Below are 17,668 nucleotides of genomic sequence, written 5' to 3'. Positions count from 1 at the left end.
CGGCATTTTTTATTCGTAAACATGAAACAACATATATTCATGAATTTGTTTCTCTACTATTAGAAGGTCATCGGGCGTATCGCCCATCCATTTAATACTGCCGTCCTTTTTATATTCCCCTGTGTAATATTTTTGTTTGTAATAAAATGAGATAGCCCAACCAGGTAATTGGGTATTTTCAAATAATGGTTTGAATCGGAAATGTGTAATCATTTTGCTCCCCCTTTGAAACCTCTCTTTCATTCAATCGTACTAGAAGATAGAAAAGAAGGCTAACATTATGTTACAAAATAATCCTTTGTTATAATGGAAAATAGTTTGAAAGAAGCGAGTGGATTGATAAATGGATAACCCAATCATATTAATACTTTTTATGGCAGTAATCGGTGCAGTAATTGGTGGTTTTACTAATTTTCTTGCCATTAAAATGCTTTTTCGCCCACATCATGCAATCTATATTAAATCTTGGCGACTCCCATTAACACCAGGGTTGATCCCGAAAAGACGTGGGGAAATAGCGAAACAATTAGGAACTACGGTAACGAATTATTTACTGACTCCTGAAGTATTCAGAAAAAAATTGTTATCCGAGGAAATTCGAAATGTCGTTTTACAATTTGCCCAAAAGACTGTTGAGAAAAGCATTTTTACAAATGAAAAAACGATACTAGACTGGGCTAAGTTTTTCGGATTACAAGACTTACCAAACACTGTAAACGGAAAAGTGGATGCAGTCATTGAATCACAGATACTTAACGTAAGGAATACATTATCTACGAAGTCCATTGAGCAAATTATACCTGATAATGTGCTGCATGCGATTGAAAGTAAAATACCAGTAGCTGCTGATTATATCTTAAAAAAAGGTGAAGAGTATTTCACTTCCTCAAAAGGTGAGATGACGATAAGAAATATGATGGATGACTTCTTATCTTCAAAAGGAACCATTGGTGGAATGATTCAAATGCTCTTTGGCGATTCCAATACAATCGTCGGTAGAGTACAAAAAGAAATTCTTAAATTTTTAAATTCCCCAGGTGCTAAAACTTTATTGATTAACGTTTTTAATCAGGAATGGGATAAGTTAAAGCAACAGCCTGCTGAGAATTTTTTGCATGAAATAGAGTTTGATCTGATTATTGAAAAGGTTCAAGCCTATGCGAAAAAGGAATTGGCCATTGAAGAACGTTTAAATAAACATATTAACGATTATTGGCCAAAAGGCAGTGAGTACGTCACAATGGAATTACTACCGAAGCTTATCGAGAAGGGTTTTGCCCTTGCTGAAAGTAAACTTGAGGAAATTGTGATGAGACTAAACCTTCAAGAGGTTGTAAGGGAACAAGTCGATTCCTTCCCAATAGAAAAATTAGAAGAGCTGGTACTTAATGTTGCGAATCGAGAATTGAAAATGATTACAGTGCTTGGTGCTGTATTAGGTGGAGTTATTGGTATTGTTCAAGGCTTGATTGTGTTATTGTTAAGTTAATGAGTCTCTATACAGAATGACCAAATAAAAACGAGAGTGGGAAATTTTTTGACAAACATTTATGATGATATAAACAAATTTGAAGGTAAATTGGTAAATACAAATGAATTTCAAACGTTAAAAGAAGCTGTTGACATCGTAAGAGCCGACGAAGAAGCAAAAACACTTTTTACAAACTTCCGTGATATTCAAATGAAGTTACAAGAAAAGCAAATGAATGGTGAAGAGCTACTTGAAGATGAATATATGTATCTTCAAAAAACAGCACAATTAGCACAACAAAATCCAAAAATTTTAGCAATGTTAGAGGCTGAAATGGGATTAAGTAAAATCATAGAAGAATTAAATCAAATTATAGTAAAACCAATTCAATCTTTATACGATGGACTATAATGATATTTTAAAAGGCCACACAATTTTTTGTGGGGTCTTTTAATTTGTCTTTAATATTAGATTGTTTGTTTCGCTTTTCATTCGATCAAAAGGAAATTTAGTGGAATATCACGCAATAATTTACGTTATTTTAATAATTTAATCTAAAATAGCCTTTTGTGGAAAGCTTTTCATTCATGATTACTATTTAGAAATGATAAAATAGAAAAAGTGTGTTTTAATGATTATTGATGATTGTAGAAAGTGAGAACAATATATGAAAACAATACAAGTGAACGAACAATTTAAAGAGGATTGGAATCGTGTATTAAATCATATAGCGAATTTGTTTTATGAGGACTCCAAGATTACGATAAAGTCTGAAGAAGCAGATATGTCTATTCAATTTGAGCATTCTATCGATCGAGACTATACAATTCATACAGCAAGCGAATTAACGGTCGATGGTCAAACATATACAAGCCGATATTCTATTGGCTATAAAACTGAAGGAACTGAAAAAGAACAAGGTATACGAATGAAACGTGCTTTAAGCCACGTGATGTTAGATGTCCTTGAGCAATATACAGGTATGACGCAGGAATGGGGTATTTTAACTGGCGTTAGACCGACAAAGCTATACCACAAGTATCGCAAGCAAGGATTTTCAGATGATCAAATTGCAGAAGTGTTGAAAGAAGATTTCCGAATTTCTGATGCAAAGATTTCATTAATGAAGGCAATTGTAGAACGCCAATTAGTGACAATACCAGATCTTGATGAAATCGGAAAAGAGCTTTCAGTTTATATTGGTGTACCATTTTGTCCAACAAAATGTGCTTATTGTACCTTCCCTGCTTATGCCATTGGCGCAAACCGTAAACAAGGACGAGTGGAATCTTTTATAGATGGATTGCATATAGAAATCCGTGCCATGGGGAAATGGTTAAAAGAGAATAATATGAACATCACTTCTGTTTATTGGGGTGGGGGAACACCTACTTCCATTGAAGCAGATGAAATGGATGCCTTATATAAAACGATGTTTGAATCATTCCCAAATCCAGAATCAATTCGGGAAATTACAGTAGAAGCAGGTCGCCCAGATACAATTACTCCTGAAAAAATTGAAGTATTGAAAAAATGGGGAATTGACCGTATTTCAGTAAATCCTCAAAGCTATACAGATGAGACACTAAAAGCAATTGGCCGACATCATACAGTACAAGAAACGGTGGATAAGTTTTGGTTATCACGAAATTTAGGGATGAAGAATATTAATATGGATTTAATTATCGGATTACCGAATGAAGGAATTGAAGAATTCCAGCATTCATTAGATGAATCTGAAAAATTACAGCCTGAATCGTTAACAGTGCATACGCTATCCTTTAAACGTGCCTCAGAAATGACACGCAATAAAGACAAATATAAAGTAGCAGATCGCAACACTGTATCTGAAATGATGGATATGGCAAGCCGTTGGACGAAGGAAAATGGGTATGTGCCTTATTACTTATACCGCCAAAAGAATATCCTAGGAAACTTAGAGAATGTTGGCTACTGTAAGCCTGGTGAAGAGAGCATATACAATATTGTTATTATGGAAGAAGTTCAAACTATTTTAGGGATTGGCTGTGGCGCCTCTTCAAAATTTGTAAACCCTAAAACGGGCAAAATTACACAATTCCATAATCCAAAAGATCCGGCGGCATACATTATGACCTTTGAAGATGCAATTGAAAAGAAAATCGAAATGTTAAATGACCTATATAATGTTCAACTGAGTAAATAAATATGAAGGGAACGGTTAAAGGCCGTTCCTTTTTCATTGATTAAACCCAATTGTTATAATGTGAAAGGAAGGAAGTGCGGTCAAATGCGAATAATATGGTCATTGTTTCTCGCTTTAATGATTGTAGTTGGTTGTTCGGACGCAACTAATGTAGACCAATCATTTGAACATCAAGGAGAATCTAATGAGAACAATACTGTAACTGACAACAATAGTGCAGCTGAAAGAGAGACAAAAGAGCAAGTGACCGAATTAGAAAATCAAGATGGTGCTGAGAAAATAATCGGTCCAGATTTTAGCGGGAAAGAGATGACTGTTCATTTTATAGATGTAGGACAAGGAGACTCGATACTAATCGTCTCACCGAATAATAAAACAATGTTAATCGATGGTGGTACAAAAAGTGCGGGGAATGATGTCATTCAATATTTACATTCTCAAAATGTGAAGCAGCTAGACTATGTAGTAGCAACTCACCCAGATGCAGATCACATTGGAGGGTTAATTTCTGTTTTAAACTCTATTTCGATTAAACAATTTATTGACTCTGGAAAAGTACATACTTCAGCAACCTTTGAAGAAATGCTAGGTCTCATTCAAGAGAAAAACATACCTTATACAGTACCTCAAAAAGATGACACAATTCCCCTTGATAAAGAGCTGGAAATTAATGTATTGAATGCAGATGGAAACGCATCTGATAATAACGATGCCTCTATTGTATTAAAAGTAACCTATGGTGAAGTTTCCTTTTTACTAACAGGAGATGCGGGAATTGAAATAGAGGAAGAGATGTTAAAAAGTGAGGATGTTTCTGCCACAATTTTAAAGGCTGGTCATCACGGTTCAAATACGAGTAGTTCTTTAAATTTTATTAAGGCGGTAGGTCCAAAGGCGACAATCCTTAGTTATGGACAGGATAATTCATACGGTCATCCACATTATGAAGTGATCGAAAATTTACGTGAAGTAAACAGTAAAATTTATGGTACGGCTGAATCGGGAACGATAGTGGTTAAAACGAATGGACATAGCTTCAACATACTTGCAGATGAATGGACTGGAATTGGGGCGACAAGCTCTATTTCACCACCAAAATCAAACAATCCAACAAACTCAAAAGCGATTAACAAAGGAACGAGTGAAATCGCGATTATTAATAAAGACTTAAAAGCAGATACAATCAGTATAATAAATAGTGGGTCTAGTTCAGTGAATATGAGCGACTGGACGTTAAAGTCAGTTGAAGGAAACCAAACATTTGAATTTCCTAATTTTTCTCTTGCTCCAGGAGAAATAATCGTTATTACGAGTGGTCCTGATGCAAAAGAAGGGAAGGGCTATTTAAAGTGGACGAACAGTTCAATATGGTTAAACACTGGTGATCCTGCACAACTACTAAACCCGAAAGGAGAAATTGTCAGTGAACTCCCATAAATATACGTTAGATCGGTATGAAGGAGATTACGCGATTTTTTTAAAACGACCTGATGAATTAGAACAGCTTCGAATTCATAAACAAAATTTAGGGCAAGAACTAGAAGAAGGAGTGATTGTGCAAATCACTGAAGATGGAAAAGGATATACTATTGAATTACTTCAAGAAGATACGAAAAATGCAAAGAAACAAATCAATGATTTAATCAATGAATTAAAAAATAAAAACAAATAAAAATACACCGCTTTCTCCCTTAAAAAGGTTTTAGCGGTGCTTTTTACTTTAATACTAATCAGAATGGAAATAGACGTAATTTTAAGGCTAATTTTTTAAATATAAATCAAACACATGGCCAAAGTCTTCATTTGAATATTGATCACTCATGCTATTTAACCAAGAATTTGTATATTCCGTAATTTCTTTAAAGGATTCTGATGGTGATTGTGTTTGGCTAAAGCCTTGAGATGATAAAGTCTTAGTCGCGTAATCAAGACTATCTAACATATAGTTTTTATGCTTATCATTTTCCTTCATTATACGTTCTATGGAGATTAGACTTTTATATAAATCTTTAATTTTTTCTGCATAGCTTTTATTAATATCGATGCTAAATACTTTTTCTCCAATTACAAATTTTATCTCAACGTCTAAATCAATTGTTCCTGCTGTTTCCAAAGATACATTATAAATCGTGTTGTATTTATAATCATACCTTTTTAAAGTTCTTTTCTTGCTCACGGCAGAATCCCCATCTACATGAATTAGTGCTAAGTTTGTAAAACAGTATTCGTCTGCTTTCGTTTTAATAATGAAATAAATTTTTTCTCCCTTTTCATGTAATACGTAATCATCTGCTTCTGTTTTGTCATAATCTTGAGGTTCAATTACTTTTCCAATATCTGATAATCCTAGTGCATCAGCTGCTAGTTTTTTAAACATCCCAAAAACCCCTTTCAATTCAAAATGACACTTCATGTTTAATATACTTTTTAACTATTTCGATATGCAAACGATTTTATGAATTTTTCATAAATAATCGAAAAACTCTAAAAAGACAGAGTATAACTTGAAATATCATTATGTTAAAATGAAAATGCAGTGATATCAGTGAAAGCTAGGTGAACATACATGCCAATTAATACAATTATTTTTGACTTAGATGATACATTACTTTGGGACAAACAAAGTATTCAAACCGCTTTTGATCAAACATGTGAACATGCAGCAACAGTACATAATATCGAACCAAAGCAGTTAGAAGAAGCTGTTCGACAAGAAGCAAGAAAATTATATGAATCATACGAAACTTATGATTACACAGTTCTAATAGGTATTAATCCATTTGAAGGACTTTGGGGAACATTTGATGACCCAACAGATCAATTTCAAAAGATGAAACAAATTGCACCTCAATATCGACAAGATGCATGGACAAATGGATTAAAGACTCTTGGCATTGATGATGCACCATTAGGTAAGGAGCTAGGAGAGCTTTTTGTAGCAGAACGTAAAAAAGCACCTTATGTTTATGAAGATACATATGCAGTTCTTGATGAATTAAAAGGGAAATATCAATTAGTATTACTAACAAATGGTGCTCCAAGTCTTCAAAACTTAAAGCTTCAAATCACACCGGAAATTCCTGCTTATTTTGATCATATTATAATTTCAGGCGATTTTGGAAAAGGGAAGCCTGACGCAAGTATTTTCGAATATATGATGGGAAAAGCAGGCATTGCGGCAGAAGAAGGAATCATGGTGGGCGACAATTTAAATACCGATATTTTAGGCTCTTCAAGAGTAGGGATGCAAAATGTTTGGATTAATCGAGAAAACAAAGAGAAAAATCCGAACATCACACCAACGTATGAAGTAACATCTTTAACAGAATTCTTGACGCTTGTGAAATCACTTTAAATAATATGAAAGTGGCAATTCGAAAATTTCGAGTTGCCACTTTTTTCATTAGTCTTCTAAATAATCATATTTCCTTGCCTCATCGATTTCTCTTTTCGAAATTTGGCTTGTAAGTTGATCTGTTTCAGAAATATGGAATGAGCTAAGTTCATCGTTTCTTGCCATTTCTTCAGGATCATCATAAAGGTCACCATAATCGTCAAAGTCTCCTTCAAAATCAGCAGGAGTTTCAGAAGTGCCGTATCTTGCCACTAATTGGAATGTGTCCTCATAATCGTGAATGTCGTCTTTATCATCTCTGCCAGAAAAAGAATTATCAACTGGAGGTAAAATGACCTGTTCTTCTACAGGTCGTCCCTTTGGAATGTCCTTAGCATCTGTATGCTCAATACAAAATGCTGTATATGGTAAAGCTTCTAATCGTTCATATGGAATATCCGTATGACAAACTTCACAAACTCCATATGTACCTTTATCTATTTTTGCTAATGCAGCATTTATTTTTGCTAATTCATCTTCATCGTGAACCTTTAGCGCCATATCCTTTTCACGTTCAAACAATTCAGTACCTAAATCAGCAGGATGATTATCAATAGTTGAAAGCTCATCGACTGAATCGCGTAAACTCCCTCGTTCTAAATACTCTTGGTCATCATCCATATCCTTTTTTTCTAATGATTGTTTCATATCTATCAATGATTTTTTTAATTCGGATAACTGTGCATCGCTTAAAATAATCATCACGTCCTTTCTAACAATCATAGTATGGACGAAATACATGAAGTTATCAGAGTAGAAAGAAAAAATCTGCTATTCGATTTTTAATCAAAATAGCAGATTTTTCATTTTGAATGAAACTCAAAATTATAAATTAATCGCTTTTACTTCATCAATATTTTCAAGCTGTGCTACATAAGCTAAGTCCTCAGCGGTTACATCATTATCGATTGATAACATCATAACTGCTGTTCCGCCAACTTGATCACGACCTACTTGCATTGTTGCAATATTAATTTCTTTATCAGCAAGTTTTGTAGCTACGCGACCGATTGCTCCTGGTTTATCCGTATTTTTAATGTAAAGAAGACGACCTTCTGGAATTACATCTACTACATAATTTTCAACTTTTACGATGCGAGCACCTAAACCGTTTAGTAAAGTACCTGCTACTGAATGCACTTCGTTGTCTGTTTTAACTTCAACTGTAATTAAGTTTGTAAAACCTTTAGCAGTAGTTGTTTTATGTTCGTTAATTTTAATACCGATACGTTCAGATAAGTAACGTGCATTTACGTCGTTAACATTCTCACCATGATTTTTCTTTAAAATGCCTTTTAATGCGTTAGCTGTTAATGGACGAACATCATAATTTGCAACTTCACCAGCATATGAAAGGTTAATTTCTTTTACTGGGTTTGTTGTAATTTGTGATAAGAATGCACCTAATTTTTCAGCTAATTCAAAGAATGGTTCAACTTGTGCAAGCAATTCTTTTGGAATTGAAGGCATATTAACTGGATTAGTAACAGTTCCAGTTTTGTAGAACTTAATAATGTCATTTGAAACATCAACTGCAACTGATTCTTGTGCTTCAATTGTTGATGCACCTAAGTGTGGTGTAGCAATTACTTGTGGTAAAGTTAGCAATTTGTGATCTGTTGCAGGCTCTTCAACGAATACGTCAAGTGCAGCTCCAGCAACTTTACCTTCAACAATTGCATCATATAGATCGTCTTCGTTAATAATACCACCACGAGCACAGTTGATAATACGAACGCCGTCTTTCATCATAGCGAATTTTTCTTTGTTAATTAAGTTGCGAGTCTCAGGTAATAAAGGCGTATGCACTGTAATGAAATCAGCGAGTGCACAAATTTCTTCTACTGTAGATTTTTTTACACCAAGTTCTTTTGCGCGTTCCTCAGTTAAGAATGGATCATAAGCCATTACTTCCATACGTTGGCCTTTTGCGCGGTAAGCAACTTCAACACCGATACGACCAAAACCAACAACACCTAGAGTTTTATTTTTAAGCTCAACACCGACATAAGATTTGCGATCCCATTTTCCATTTTTTAAAGAGTTATAAGCTTGTGGGATATGACGCGCAAGTGAAGTCATCATTGCAATCGTATGTTCAGCAGCAGAGTTCGTGTTTCCATCTGGAGCGTTAACTACGATAATACCGTGTTCAGTAGCAGCAGTTAAATCGATGTTATCAACACCGACACCTGCACGACCGATTAATTTTAAGTTTTTCGCCGCTTCAATAATTTCACGAGTTACTTTTGTTTGACTACGAACAAGTAAAACATCAACGTCTGCGATTTTAGAAATAAGTTGCTCTGGTGTTAATCCAGTATCAACAATAATATTTAAGTTTAATTCTGTTTCTTGACGTAGAGGAAAAATACCATCCTCACTTAGTGGATCCGCGATAAATACATTGATTAAGTCAGTAGCCGTTGTTGTTTTTGTTACCATTTGTGAAACTCTCCTTTAAATTTATATTTCATAGCTTACGCCTAAGCATAAATGCTAATTCTAACTAAATTGATTATGTGTTATTTTGATACGATTCAATGAAGTTCATTAGGATTTGATCGTTATTTTTTCATCACCTCTTAAGAAAATATAAAAAGCCCTTCATCCCTTACATAATGTAAGGGACGAAAGGCTATTGTTAACATTCCTTCGTGGTACCACCCTAATTTGTTGTACAGTAATTAGTACAACCTCCGCATATACGTAACGTGTATGATTCGGATAAGCCTACTATAAAATTCAGCATATCTATTCGGGAGTGGAACATTAACCGTTGAATTGCTGATTTACACCAACCATCAGCTCTCTTTAAATTCACACGACTAAGTATGTCTCCGTCGTTATATTTTTCGTAATTGAATTTGAATACATCATAATACCGATTGTTCACTTTTGTCAACAGGATTTGACGAAAAAATTAAAAATTGTTGAGAAAACGATTTCATGAAAGGTAAAAAAACGAACTATTGGACACTTTAATAATCTTAAAGTTCGTGTTTAGACCTTTTGTTGAAGTGATTTTTTAAATAAATTTAATTAAAAATCAAAAGAAACAGATAATTTGAATTTTTACAACATTACGTAAGGAGATAGATAAAATAAAGCTTGTGACTGACACTATTTGACATTATTAGCTATTGAAAAAAGATAGGAAATGCTAGAGTATCATGGATAAGGGGTGATATGGATGAAGTATGACGTCATTATAGTAGGTGCGGGTCTGGCAGGATTAACGGCAGCATGCGAATTGATTGATGCAAAGAAGAAAGTTCTAATTGTCGATCAGGAACCAACCAATTCGATTGGTGGCCAAGCTTTTTGGTCATTTGGTGGGCTATTTTTAATCAATACTCCTGAACAAAGGAGAATGGGGATAAAAGATAGTAAGGAGCTTGCCTGGCAGGATTGGTTAGGTACTGCGGGATTTGACCGTATTGGAGATGAAGATCGCTTTGCTTACGAATGGGCAAGGGCTTATGTTGAATTTGCTGCCGGTGAAAAATATCATTGGCTTAAATCTAAAGGAATTAAATTCTTTCCTGTTGTTGGATGGGCAGAAAGAGGAGGTTCTCTTGCAGGGGGTCATGGGAATTCAGTTCCGCGCTTCCATATTGTTTGGGGTACTGGACCTGGAATAGTAGAACCATTTGCAAATAAAGTATTAGAGGCCGTCAAAAAGGGTGGTATTGATTATAAGCCACGTCACCGTGTTGATAAACTGCTAACTGAAAATGGAACGGTTATAGGTGTACAAGGCAAAGTACTAGAAGATGCGAATATAGAAAGAGGACAAGAAAGCAACCGAAACGAAATTGCAGATTTTGAATATAAAGCGGATGCTGTCATTGTTGCAAGTGGAGGAATCGGTGCAAATTTAGAATTAGTTAAGAAAAATTGGCCTAGTCGTTTAGGTAACCCGCCAAAATATATGGTTCAAGGCGTACCTTCTTATGTTGATGGTCGTATGCTTGAAATAACTGAGAGCATTGGTGGGCGTATCGTCAATCGAGATCGAATGTGGCATTATACAGAAGGATTAAGAAACTGGAATCCAATTTGGCGAAACCACGGAATCCGTATTTTACCAGGACCCTCATCGATGTGGTTAGATGCAGAAGGAAATCGATTTTCTGCACCAAACTTTCCAGGGTTTGATACGCTTTCGACTTTAGAAGCGATACAGAAAACGGGTTACGATTATTCTTGGTTTATCCTAACTGAGAAAATTATCGAAAAAGAATTTGCCCTTTCAGGTTCGGAACAAAATCCTGATATAACAAATAAAAGTATTAAACAAATTTTAAAAAGGATTTTACCTGGGCCTCCTGCACCGGTACAAGCATTCAAAGACAATGGTGCTGATTTCGTCATTGCAGATAGTTTAAAAGAATTGGTAGATGGTATGAATCAATTAGCAGGAAATAATCTTCTAGATTTTATAAAAATAAAAGAACAAATCGTTGCTCGGGATAGGGAAATGGAAAATAAATTCACAAAAGATGCACAAATTATGAGCATACGAAGTGCACGTAGTTATTTAGGGGATAAATTAATTCGCGTTGCAACTCCTCATAAACTGTTAGATCCTAAATGCGGCCCTTTAATTGCTGTTCGATTAAATATTTTAACTCGTAAAACTTTAGGTGGTCTGCAAACAAATCTAAATGGGGCAGTATTAAACTCTGAAGGAAAAGCGATAAAAGGATTATTTGCCGCTGGAGAAGTATGTGGCTTTGGTGGTGGTGGCGTCCACGGATACCGTTCCTTAGAAGGGACATTTGTTGGAGGCTGCTTATTTACAGGGAGACAGGTAGGAAAATATTTAAGTAATTAAAGGGATTTGTAAATAGGTGTCAAATATAATGAATGAACGTTCATTTAGTATAAGGGGTGAGAAAATGGAGTTTCAAACAATTCAATTAGAAATTTCAGATCGATTGGCGACTTTAACATTAAATCGTCCAAACGCAATGAATGCAATGGATTTAAATATGCTAAAAGAGTTGGCCCATTGCTTTGAAAGTTTGCAGGATAACGAGGAAGTGCAGGTGCTAATTGTTAAGGGCGCTGGAAAAGCCTTTTCAGCAGGTGGCGATATTAAAATGATGCTTCAAACAGAAAATGCTATTAGTTTTGAAGATATCATGGACTATATTACAAGGATTTCTCAGGCCTACTATCAATTACCAATGATTACGATTAGTCAAATACACGGGGCTGCAGCAGGATTAGGATTTAGCCTTGCAATTGCTTCGGATATTGTAGTAGCAGAGGAATCTAGTAAACTAGCGATGAATTTCATAGGAATTGGACTAATCCCAGATGGTGGTGGCCACTTCTTTATGAAGGAGCGGGTTGGAGTACCGAAAGCAAAACAAATTATTTGGGAAGGGAAAATGATGAATGGGAAAGAGGCGTTAGCTGTTGGATTAATTGACGAGCTTGCACCTGAAGGGTCCAGTCAACAAGTCGTATCCCAATTGACTGATAAACTACTAGCTTCACCAATTTCATCGATGCTTGAAACAAAATCAATCTTGCATAGCCAAAAATTAGACGAGTTGAAAGTTACATTAGAAAAAGAAGCGGTATCCCAATTGAAAATGAGAAATACAAATGATCATCTGGAAGGAATTCAGGCATTTGTTGAAAAAAGGTCGCCGAAATTTATAGGTAAATAAAAAAAGAACGCGTTCACAAAAAACTGAACGCGTTTATTTTTAAATATGGAAAAGAATTAATTTTCCTTGTGAGTTCACTAAGCGATGGGTTTTCTCCGCAGCACCGATTTCCTCAATTTTCTTTTGGCCTTCTTGTTTTGCTTGTAAATCATTTTCAAAATTCCAAACTTCATCAAACAAGGTTTCCCCATTTTTTTCAAAGGCCGTGAAACGATAATCCTCCATAAAATCCCTACTTTCGAAATAATAATACGCTAAGGAAATTATACATAATAATCCTATTAAATTCATAGAAAAATATACTTGAGTTGGAAAAATATATGTAAAAATTTCGTGAAATCCTCAATAAAAATATGGTTTTCCTCACAAAGGATTGTCAACAAATGATACAATATGAGAGAATGATAGATTTATAAATATAGAGTCTAGTTGATTAAAAAGGAGTGACTTCTAGTGGAAGGAATTACTAAACTCCAGGCCGGGGAACAAGTTGATCAATTTTTATTAATTAAACAAGCGACAAAGGGTGTAACAACCGTTGGGAAACCATTTATGTCACTTGTGCTGCAAGATAAAAGTGGAGATATAGAAGCAAAGCTTTGGGATACCAACGAAGAACATGAACAGATGTATAAAGCAGAGGTAATTGTTCGTGTTGGTGGCGAAATACACGATTATCGTGGGAAAAATCAACTTCGTATAAAACAAATCAGAATAGCAAAACCAGAAGATGGTATTAGTATTAATGATTTAGTTCCTTCAGCTTCTACTCCGAAAGAGGAGCTTTATGAGGAGCTAACTCAATATTTCTTTGAAATAAAAAATCCTCACATATCTAGGATTACAAGACATATTATAAAAAAATATCAAGCAGATATATTGGTTTTTCCAGCAGCAACAAAAAATCATCATGACTATGCGTCAGGCTTACTAGATCATGTTGTTTCAATGCTACGTTTAGGTAAAGCAATTTGTGATTTATATCCTACATTAAATCGAGATTTGATTTATGCGGGAGTTATTTTACACGATATTGGGAAAGTAAAAGAACTATCAGGTCCTATTGCAACAACTTATACGGTAGAGGGGAATTTACTTGGTCATATTTCGATTATGGTTGATGAGATTGGCCAAGCTGCTGAAGAGTTAAATATCGATGGAGAAGAAGTAGTACTACTGAAACATATCGTATTATCCCACCATGGAAAAGAAGAGTGGGGAAGCCCTAAAAAGCCGATGATTCAAGAAGCAGAAATTCTGCATTACATTGATAATATCGATGCGAAAATGAATATGCTAACAAGAGCATTGGGCAAAACAAAGCCAGGTGAGTTTACAGAACGTCTATTTGCATTAGACAATCGTTCATTCTATAAGCCGATAATTTAAATAAAAGGGACTAAATGGGTGAGCTAGTGAGCTAAATCTATTTAGTCCCTTATTTTATATCAAGTATAAAATCTATTGAAAACCAAAGATAGCGACTCCATTGTAGGAGCCGCTATCTTTGTACTATTACTATGCATTTATAAGAAGGAGGATTAAACACTACTCTTTAAACACTTACTATAAATACTATCTCTTTTTTTGTGATAAAAATCTAGATTCTTTAGAATTAAAAAATTTTAGTCTAAGTACCTATTTTTAAGAAAAAAAAAGACTTCGCAACTAGTGCCGAAGTCTTTATGAGTTCTTATTGATTTTTATTTTGGAATTCAACCATGAAATCAGCTAATGCTTTACAAGTTTCTACAGGGACAGCGTTATATGCAGATGCGCGACAACCACCAACTGAACGGTGTCCGTTTAATCCAACGAAGCCTGCTTCTTTAGCTTCAGCTAGGAATTTCTTTTCTAACTCTTCGTCCGCTACTCTAAATGTAATATTCATTAAAGAGCGAGATTCTGGAGTAGCATGACCTTTATAGAATCCATTGCTGCTATCAATTACATCATAGATTAATTTCGCTTTTTCTTCATTGCGTTTTTGAACTGCTTCTAATCCGCCTTGGTTTTCAACCCATTTTAAAACTTCACCTAACATATAAATACCGAATGCAGGTGGTGTGTTATATAAAGAGTTTGAATCTGCATGAGTTGTGTATTTTAACATTGTCGGAATGTTTGTATTGGCTTTTTCTAAAAGGTCTTTACGAATAATGACAACAGTTACGCCTGATGGACCTAAATTCTTTTGTGCACCAGCATAAATGATGCCAAATTTACTAACATCTACAGGTCTAGAAAGAATGTCACTAGACATATCTGCAACTAATGGAACATCACCAGTGTCAGGGAATTCAACCCATTCAGTACCATAGATTGTGTTATTTGATGTTAAGTGTACATAAGCATCATCTGCATTAAATTTGATGTCATTTAAAGCAGGGATGTTTCGGTATTTATTTTCTTTAGAGCTTGCTGCTTCAACTGGTTGTCCAAAAAGTTTTGCTTCTTTAAGTGCTTTTTCAGACCATGACCCAGTTAATACGTAGCTTGCAGTTTTTCCTTCTGTTAAGAAGTTCATCGGTACCATTGTAAATTGAAGGCTTGCTCCACCTTGAAGGAAAAGTACTTCGTAATTTTCAGGGATAGAGAATAATTTTTTAAGTCTAGCGATAGCTTCATTATGAACTGCATCATAGTCTTTACTACGATGGCTCATCTCCATAATGGACATGCCAGAACCATTGTAATTTACTAATTCTTGCTGTGCTTTTTCTAGTACTTCTAATGGTAACGCAGAAGGTCCTGCATTAAAATTATAAGCTCGTTTGTTAGTTGTACTCATGTTAACACTCCTTGACATAAAATACTTACTTCATGTTTGATAATAAACCCTTTTTTGAAAAATGGCAAAAAGGCATTTAATTAGTAATTACAAAATTTCGAAGAGAAAAAATCTTAAAATTACTAATTAATTTAATCATTACTATATAACAAAGAGTGTTATTTGTGTGAAAAAATTTATTTTATAATTAAGAAATTTGTAACTTCAGTAAAAAAAACCTCAAATATCATTTATACTAGAAGAGGATTATGCTATTAACAAATAGTATATGCAATAAAATATTGGAGGAAATAAAGTGAATTTACCTAACTGCCCAAAATGTAATTCTGAATATACGTATGAGGATGGAACAAACTATATTTGCCCTGAATGTGCGCACGAATGGAATGAAGAAGAGCAAATAGAGTCAACTGAATTTGTTGTAAAGGACGCAAATGGCAACATTTTATCCGATGGTGATACTGTTTCGGTTATTAAGGATTTAAAGGTTAAAGGAAGCTCACAAGCATTAAAACAAGGAACAAAAGTGAAGAACATCCGCTTAGTTGATGGCGATCATAATATTGATTGTAAAATTGACGGATTTGGAGCTATGCAGCTGAAATCAGAATTTGTAAAAAAAATCTAATAGAAAACGCGTAAACTCATTGGTTTACGCGTTTTTTATATTATTCTTCAGTTGGCATGTAAGCATCAAGTGTATCTTGTAAATCAGCATCTTTGATGTCAACATTTGCAGCTTTAACTAATTCCATTAATTTTGTATTTGATTTTTGAGAAATTAAAGTTTGACGAATTTCTTCTTTTTTCTCTTCAAATGTAGGGTAATCTGCAACTTCACGTTTATCTGTTACTTCAATGATATGATATCCATATGAAGATTTAACAGGCTCACTAATTGTATTTAATTCAAGTGCGTATGCAGCATCATTAAATTCAGTAACCATTTGACCAACAGAGAACCAGCCTAGCTCTCCACCATTTGCAGCAGTGCCAGTATCAACACTGTTTTCACTCGCTAATGTAGCGAAATCTTCACCATCTTGAAGTTTTTTGTAAATTTCATCGGCTTTATCTTTATCTTTTACTAAAATATGACGTGCATTTAGTTCATATTTACCTTGATCGTAGTAATTTTGTAGTTCTTCATCAGTAATGCTTGATTGCACTTCTTCAGATAGTTTTTGTGTAAGTAATCCAAATTTAAGCTCATCTTTATAAGCTTCTTCAGTGTAACCGTACATTTCTAAAACGGAATTATACGATTCGCCGTACATTTCTTTAAATGAATCAAACTCTTTATTTAAATCTTCTTCGGAAACTTCGTAAGTATTTTCTAATACTTGTTTAACGACTAATTGTTCAAGCAATTTTGGCCCAGCCATAGTTTTTAACTCTTTGTAGAATTCATCCTTTGTAATTTCACCGTAAGATGTTGAAACAACTACCTCATCAGCTGCATTATCTTCTGTATTGTTGTTACATGCAGCAAGGGTGAATACAGAAGAAGCTAGTCCAATTGCTAATAATGTTTTTTTCATTTGTATTTAACTCTCCTAACTTCATAATAAATGCATTAGATACTATAACATAAACGAAGAAAAAACAAAATGGTTGCCCGTGATTAGTTTATTGCCTAAGATTCATGAACATCTCCGCATAATATAGCTGTTAGAAAGGAGGTGTTCGGAATGGGCAGTTCTTATAGCGGCGGCGGTTACGGAGCTGGTTCTGGTTTTGCGCTATTAGTTGTTTTGTTCATCTTATTGATTATCGTTGGTGCAGCGTTCATCTACTAATTTAGAATAAAACATAAAATAGGGTATGCAAACTTAGATGTAGAGCTAGAGGCAGATAGATGCCTTTAGCTCTTTTCAATGCTAATAATAACATTAACAAAAAGATCGAATTTCAATCTGTTACATTGCTAAAGAAACCTCAACATAAAAAGATACAAGTAAGATAGTAATCAGTACATTAATTGTACGGAATATTTTAGAATGCTTTTCTTCAGGAATTTCCTTTTGCACTACTAGTGCATAAGTCATTCGATTTATTTGGAATAAGTAAAATAATGAGAATAGCACTATCACTAAAAGTAGCAAGTCTATTCCTCCCCTCTTTCGCTTCATTTTAGCAT

19 protein-coding genes and 1 other annotated feature are annotated in these 17,668 nt (G+C 34.5%); of the genes, 11 read left to right on the top strand and 8 right to left on the bottom strand.

All coding sequences use genetic code 11. The features are described 5' to 3' along the window. Positions 1 to 9: 9 nt before the first annotated feature. A complete protein-coding gene (locus tag CD30_RS09485; RefSeq protein ID WP_036175851.1) occupies positions 10 to 213 on the bottom strand; it encodes a YheE family protein in 204 nt (67 codons plus the stop codon). A gap of 130 nt (positions 214 to 343) precedes the next feature. Between CD30_RS09485 and CD30_RS09480 the strand changes: the two genes are divergently transcribed. The 5 genes from CD30_RS09480 to CD30_RS09460 all read left to right on the top strand — a co-directional run bounded on the left by CD30_RS09480 (position 344) and on the right by CD30_RS09460 (position 5,328). Then, positions 344 to 1,489, top strand: coding sequence for a DUF445 domain-containing protein (locus CD30_RS09480; RefSeq protein ID WP_036175848.1), 1,146 nt, complete (start codon positions 344 to 346; stop codon positions 1,487 to 1,489). Positions 1,490 to 1,537: 48 nt separating this feature from the next. Beyond that, positions 1,538 to 1,882, top strand: a complete 345-nt coding sequence (locus CD30_RS09475; RefSeq protein ID WP_036175845.1) for a YlbF/YmcA family competence regulator — start codon at positions 1,538 to 1,540, stop codon at positions 1,880 to 1,882. 256 nt (positions 1,883 to 2,138) lie between these two features. Beyond that, positions 2,139 to 3,656, top strand: a complete 1,518-nt coding sequence (locus CD30_RS09470; RefSeq protein ID WP_036175842.1) for a coproporphyrinogen III oxidase — start codon at positions 2,139 to 2,141, stop codon at positions 3,654 to 3,656. Between the two features lie 84 nt (positions 3,657 to 3,740). Next, positions 3,741 to 5,093: an MBL fold metallo-hydrolase gene (locus CD30_RS09465; RefSeq protein WP_235802037.1), complete on the top strand. Its 1,353-nt coding sequence runs from the start codon at positions 3,741 to 3,743 to the stop codon at positions 5,091 to 5,093. Continuing rightward, positions 5,080 to 5,328: a DUF3006 domain-containing protein gene (locus CD30_RS09460; RefSeq protein WP_036175839.1), complete on the top strand. Its 249-nt coding sequence runs from the start codon at positions 5,080 to 5,082 to the stop codon at positions 5,326 to 5,328. The genes CD30_RS09465 and CD30_RS09460 overlap by 14 nt, the downstream gene beginning before the upstream one ends. Positions 5,329 to 5,415: 87 nt before the next feature. Here the strand turns inward: CD30_RS09460 and CD30_RS09455 are convergent, their stop codons facing one another. After that, positions 5,416 to 6,033 (bottom strand): PH domain-containing protein, encoded by a 618-nt coding sequence (locus tag CD30_RS09455; protein ID WP_036175837.1) that lies wholly within the window; start codon positions 6,031 to 6,033, stop codon positions 5,416 to 5,418. A 189-nt stretch (positions 6,034 to 6,222) separates the two neighbouring features. Between CD30_RS09455 and CD30_RS09450 the strand changes: the two genes are divergently transcribed. Next, positions 6,223 to 7,011 (top strand): HAD family hydrolase, encoded by a 789-nt coding sequence (locus CD30_RS09450; protein WP_036175835.1) that lies wholly within the window; start codon positions 6,223 to 6,225, stop codon positions 7,009 to 7,011. 48 nt (positions 7,012 to 7,059) lie between these two features. On the opposite strand, the gene CD30_RS09445 is transcribed toward CD30_RS09450, so the two are convergent. After that, on the bottom strand, positions 7,060 to 7,752 hold the full coding sequence (locus CD30_RS09445) for a TraR/DksA C4-type zinc finger protein (RefSeq protein WP_328286130.1): 693 nt from the start codon (positions 7,750 to 7,752) through the stop codon (positions 7,060 to 7,062). A 123-nt stretch (positions 7,753 to 7,875) separates the two neighbouring features. After that, complete coding sequence (serA, locus tag CD30_RS09440; RefSeq protein ID WP_036175833.1) at positions 7,876 to 9,495, bottom strand: phosphoglycerate dehydrogenase; 1,620 nt, start codon at positions 9,493 to 9,495, stop codon at positions 7,876 to 7,878. Between the two features lie 178 nt (positions 9,496 to 9,673). Further along, positions 9,674 to 9,906, bottom strand: a binding site (T-box leader). 337 nt (positions 9,907 to 10,243) lie between these two features. Here serA and CD30_RS09435 point away from each other — a divergent pair. Continuing rightward, a complete protein-coding gene (locus tag CD30_RS09435; protein WP_036175831.1) occupies positions 10,244 to 11,890 on the top strand; it encodes an FAD-binding dehydrogenase in 1,647 nt (548 codons plus the stop codon). Positions 11,891 to 11,954: 64 nt separating this feature from the next. Further along, positions 11,955 to 12,737 carry an enoyl-CoA hydratase gene (locus tag CD30_RS09430; RefSeq protein WP_036175891.1) on the top strand — a complete coding sequence of 261 codons (783 nt, stop codon included), beginning with the start codon at positions 11,955 to 11,957 and terminating at the stop codon, positions 12,735 to 12,737. A 39-nt stretch (positions 12,738 to 12,776) separates the two neighbouring features. Here the strand turns inward: CD30_RS09430 and CD30_RS09425 are convergent, their stop codons facing one another. Next, entirely contained in the window at positions 12,777 to 12,962 is a 186-nt protein-coding gene (locus CD30_RS09425) for a YhzD family protein (RefSeq protein ID WP_036175829.1), read from the bottom strand. Between the two features lie 228 nt (positions 12,963 to 13,190). Here CD30_RS09425 and yhaM point away from each other — a divergent pair, with 228 nt between their 5' ends. Continuing rightward, on the top strand, positions 13,191 to 14,126 hold the full coding sequence (gene yhaM / locus CD30_RS09420) for a 3'-5' exoribonuclease YhaM (protein WP_036175827.1): 936 nt from the start codon (positions 13,191 to 13,193) through the stop codon (positions 14,124 to 14,126). Positions 14,127 to 14,430: 304 nt separating this feature from the next. Here yhaM and serC read toward each other — a convergent pair whose 3' ends face one another. Next, entirely contained in the window at positions 14,431 to 15,528 is a 1,098-nt protein-coding gene (gene serC, locus CD30_RS09415; protein WP_036175824.1) for a 3-phosphoserine/phosphohydroxythreonine transaminase, read from the bottom strand. 295 nt (positions 15,529 to 15,823) lie between these two features. Here serC and CD30_RS09410 point away from each other — a divergent pair, with 295 nt between their 5' ends. After that, positions 15,824 to 16,156 carry a zinc ribbon domain-containing protein YjdM gene (locus CD30_RS09410; RefSeq protein WP_036175821.1) on the top strand — a complete coding sequence of 111 codons (333 nt, stop codon included), beginning with the start codon at positions 15,824 to 15,826 and terminating at the stop codon, positions 16,154 to 16,156. Between the two features lie 40 nt (positions 16,157 to 16,196). On the opposite strand, the gene CD30_RS09405 is transcribed toward CD30_RS09410, so the two are convergent. After that, on the bottom strand, positions 16,197 to 17,069 hold the full coding sequence (locus CD30_RS09405) for a peptidylprolyl isomerase (protein WP_036175817.1): 873 nt from the start codon (positions 17,067 to 17,069) through the stop codon (positions 16,197 to 16,199). Between the two features lie 150 nt (positions 17,070 to 17,219). On the opposite strand from CD30_RS09405, the gene CD30_RS19775 reads away from it, so the two are divergent. Beyond that, on the top strand, positions 17,220 to 17,327 hold the full coding sequence (locus tag CD30_RS19775; protein ID WP_084077777.1) for a YjcZ family sporulation protein: 108 nt from the start codon (positions 17,220 to 17,222) through the stop codon (positions 17,325 to 17,327). 120 nt (positions 17,328 to 17,447) lie between these two features. On the opposite strand, the gene CD30_RS09400 is transcribed toward CD30_RS19775, so the two are convergent. Beyond that, positions 17,448 to 17,633 (bottom strand): hypothetical protein, encoded by a 186-nt coding sequence (locus CD30_RS09400; RefSeq protein WP_036175814.1) that lies wholly within the window; start codon positions 17,631 to 17,633, stop codon positions 17,448 to 17,450. Positions 17,634 to 17,668 lie beyond the last annotated feature (35 nt).

The organism is Ureibacillus massiliensis 4400831 = CIP 108448 = CCUG 49529 (assembly GCF_000772965.1).
Classification (GTDB): Bacteria; Bacillota; Bacilli; order Bacillales_A; family Planococcaceae; genus Ureibacillus; species Ureibacillus massiliensis.
This window is presented reverse-complemented; position numbering and strand designations above follow the sequence as displayed.

Coding starts and splice junctions, on each gene's coding strand:
- CD30_RS09485 (WP_036175851.1), bottom strand. CDS start 213: ATGATTACACATTTCCGATTCAAACCATTATTTGAAAATACCCAATTA.
- CD30_RS09480 (WP_036175848.1), top strand. CDS start 344: ATGGATAACCCAATCATATTAATACTTTTTATGGCAGTAATCGGTGCA.
- CD30_RS09470 (WP_036175842.1), top strand. CDS start 2,139: ATGAAAACAATACAAGTGAACGAACAATTTAAAGAGGATTGGAATCGT.
- CD30_RS09465 (WP_235802037.1), top strand. CDS start 3,741: ATGCGAATAATATGGTCATTGTTTCTCGCTTTAATGATTGTAGTTGGT.
- CD30_RS09455 (WP_036175837.1), bottom strand. CDS start 6,033: ATGTTTAAAAAACTAGCAGCTGATGCACTAGGATTATCAGATATTGGA.
- CD30_RS09450 (WP_036175835.1), top strand. CDS start 6,223: ATGCCAATTAATACAATTATTTTTGACTTAGATGATACATTACTTTGG.
- CD30_RS09445 (WP_328286130.1), bottom strand. CDS start 7,752: ATGATTATTTTAAGCGATGCACAGTTATCCGAATTAAAAAAATCATTG.
- serA (WP_036175833.1), bottom strand. CDS start 9,495: ATGGTAACAAAAACAACAACGGCTACTGACTTAATCAATGTATTTATC.
- CD30_RS09435 (WP_036175831.1), top strand. CDS start 10,244: ATGAAGTATGACGTCATTATAGTAGGTGCGGGTCTGGCAGGATTAACG.
- CD30_RS09430 (WP_036175891.1), top strand. CDS start 11,955: ATGGAGTTTCAAACAATTCAATTAGAAATTTCAGATCGATTGGCGACT.
- CD30_RS09425 (WP_036175829.1), bottom strand. CDS start 12,962: ATGGAGGATTATCGTTTCACGGCCTTTGAAAAAAATGGGGAAACCTTG.
- serC (WP_036175824.1), bottom strand. CDS start 15,528: ATGAGTACAACTAACAAACGAGCTTATAATTTTAATGCAGGACCTTCT.
- CD30_RS09405 (WP_036175817.1), bottom strand. CDS start 17,069: ATGAAAAAAACATTATTAGCAATTGGACTAGCTTCTTCTGTATTCACC.
- CD30_RS19775 (WP_084077777.1), top strand. CDS start 17,220: ATGGGCAGTTCTTATAGCGGCGGCGGTTACGGAGCTGGTTCTGGTTTT.